A 2,540-nucleotide genomic window follows, 5' to 3' on the forward strand; every position below is an offset into this window, starting at 1 on the left:
GATAAGTGGCTGATAGATGTAGATATTTTACAACTAAGCTGTTTTGAATCTAAATTGCATATTCGATTTTTCCGACCGCCGACCGCCCCCTGCCGACCGCCTGATCTCAACAAGCAATTTAAATTACGAACAGCTTAAATTGTTTCTCCCCGCTCCCTGCTCTCCTGTACTTTTTAAACAAGATTTAGTATCACTATAGGTGGGAGAGAGTCACAAATATTAAGAGGAACCTAAAAAATGAGTCTAAAACTTTACTTTTTGCGTCATGGCGAAACCACAGCCAGTCAAACGGGTAGTTTTTGCGGTCGATTAGACTTGGAACTAACCCCGGCCGGCTATGAAATGGCCAAGGATTTCGCCCTTGCCTATCGAGATGTGCCTTGGACAGGTATCTATTCTAGTCCCCTCAAGCGCACCATGGCCACGGCCACCCCTTTAAGCGAACTCTTAGGTATTCCCATCCACAAACGGGAAGGATTAAAAGAGATTGCCTACGGCCAATGGGAGGGAAAAACCGCAGCTGAGGTTAATCGGGAGTTTCATGATGATTATGTGCGCTGGTTAGCAGATCCGGGCTGGAATTCTCCCACGGGGGGCGAAAAAGGCATCGATATCGCTCGTCGTAGTTCGGAAGTATTAGAGGAAATCGACCATCATCACGATGATGGCCATATTTTGATCGTTTCCCATAAAGCAACGATCCGAATCGTGTTATGTTCTCTTTTAGGCATTGATATCGGCCGTTATCGCGATCGAATTGCCATGCCCGTGGCCTCGGTAACGATCGTCGAATTAGCCGAACATGGTCCCCTCTTTCAAGTTATGGGCGATCGCTCTCACATCCGCAATGACCTGCGCTCCCGAGCGGGAACCTAACCAGTCAACAGCAACCAGGGAAACCCCGGATTTGGTCTCCTGAAAAACTATGTGCTTGATGTTATATTTTCTACGACACGGACAGACAGCCTATAGCAAAACGGGAGGATACTGTGGTACTCCAGAAAATGATCCCGGTTTGACTGCCGAAGGCATCGAAATGGCGGAAGAATTCGCCGATGTCTATCGTTCTTTACCTTGGCGCGCGGCCTACGTCAGTCCCCTCCAAAGAGCTATTCAAACCGCTAAACCCCTCTGTGAAGCGGTAGGACTGAAATTAGAAATCCGCCAGGGATTACAAGAGATCGGTTATGGTCTTTGGGAAGGTATGCACCCCAACGATATCGATCGCCAATATCATGATCTCTATGTACGCTGGTTGACGGATCCGGCTTGGAATGCTCCCCCCAACGGAGAAAGGGGGATCGATATCGCCCGTCGTTCGGCGGCCGTTTTGGAGGAAATTGAACACACCCACAGTGATGGCAATATCCTGATTGTTTCCCACAAGGCCACCATCCGGATCATGCTCTGTAGTCTGATGGGTATCGATGTGGGCCGTTATCGCGATCGATTTGAAATGCCCGTGGCCGCCGTCAGTATCGTCGAATTAGGCAGTCGTGGCCCGCTTTTCCATGGCATCGGTTTACGTTCCCACCTCAGTGAGTACCTGCGTTCTCTTCCTTGCACCTAATCAGTGATCAGTGATCAGTGATCAGTTATCAGTTATCAGATGTGAGTTTTCAGGTCACTGATTACTGTTTACTGTTTACTGAAAATACTCCCCACTTCCAATTTATGATCAAAATCCATCACTTTGAGCTATTACCTTCCACTAATACTAAAGCATGGCAATTATTAGAGTCGGGGGAAAATCCGCCTTTTGTGGTGACTGCTAGTCAACAAAGTGCTGGGAGAGGACAATGGGGACGGGAATGGATTTCTGAACCGGGAGGATTATATTTATCTTTGGCGTTAAATCTGGATTTAGAGGTGGATAAATCTGCCCATCTCGTTCTCGCTACAGTTTGGGGCATCGCTCATCACCTCAATTGTCAAGAAATACCCGTTAAAATCAAATGGCCGAATGATTTAGTATTACTAGGGCGCAAACTAGGGGGAATTAACCTAGAAACCCGTATTCAGGGTCAAAACATCCCGCAAGCAGTCATCGGAGTGGGCCTCAATTGGACTAATCCCGTCCCCCCCACCGGCATTAATTTACAAGCTTTGGCCGACAATAAAATCACCTCGATCGCTCAGTTAACTTCTCTCACCAGCGATGCTATCCTATACGGCTATGAATATTACTGTCATCACGGCATAAAAGCCCTATTAGCCTCCTATTTAGAACTTTTTGCTAATTTTGGTCAAAAGATAGCTTTCGAGGGCTATCAGGGCATAATAACCGGGGTAAGCGATCGAGGGGAATTAAAAGTTAAACTCACTTCGGACAATGCCAGTAGCGAAATTTATATACCGGCCGGTAGGGTTAGTCTCGGCTATAATTGAGTCTAAATATTTTTTTGACTAAACTGTGAGAAGTGAGGCCGCCCTATGTATCCTTCATCGGTGATATTGAAACTTTTTCTAGGAAAATCCTTAAAAAAGAAGCTGAGTTTATGCAGTGGTCTCGGTTTAGTAATCAGCGGTCTGATTACTCT

Annotated in this window: 3 protein-coding genes; all 3 read left to right on the forward strand. The window is 46.5% G+C overall.

The features are described 5' to 3' along the window. The first annotated feature begins 237 nt into the window (after positions 1–237). The 3 genes from IQ242_RS22195 (at position 238) to IQ242_RS22205 (ending at position 2,388) form a co-directional block, all read left to right on the forward strand. Complete coding sequence (locus tag IQ242_RS22195; RefSeq protein ID WP_002765894.1) at positions 238–876, forward strand: histidine phosphatase family protein; 639 nt, start codon at positions 238–240, stop codon at positions 874–876. 49 nt (positions 877–925) lie between these two features. Further along, on the forward strand, positions 926–1,570 hold the full coding sequence (locus tag IQ242_RS22200) for a histidine phosphatase family protein (protein ID WP_002759710.1): 645 nt from the start codon (positions 926–928) through the stop codon (positions 1,568–1,570). Between the two features lie 104 nt (positions 1,571–1,674). Further along, positions 1,675–2,388, forward strand: a complete 714-nt coding sequence (locus IQ242_RS22205; RefSeq protein ID WP_193961435.1) for a biotin--[acetyl-CoA-carboxylase] ligase — start codon at positions 1,675–1,677, stop codon at positions 2,386–2,388. Positions 2,389–2,540: the final 152 nt, after the last annotated feature.

This window comes from Microcystis sp. LEGE 08355 (assembly GCF_015207185.1).
GTDB lineage: Bacteria > Cyanobacteriota > Cyanobacteriia > Cyanobacteriales > Microcystaceae > Microcystis > Microcystis panniformis.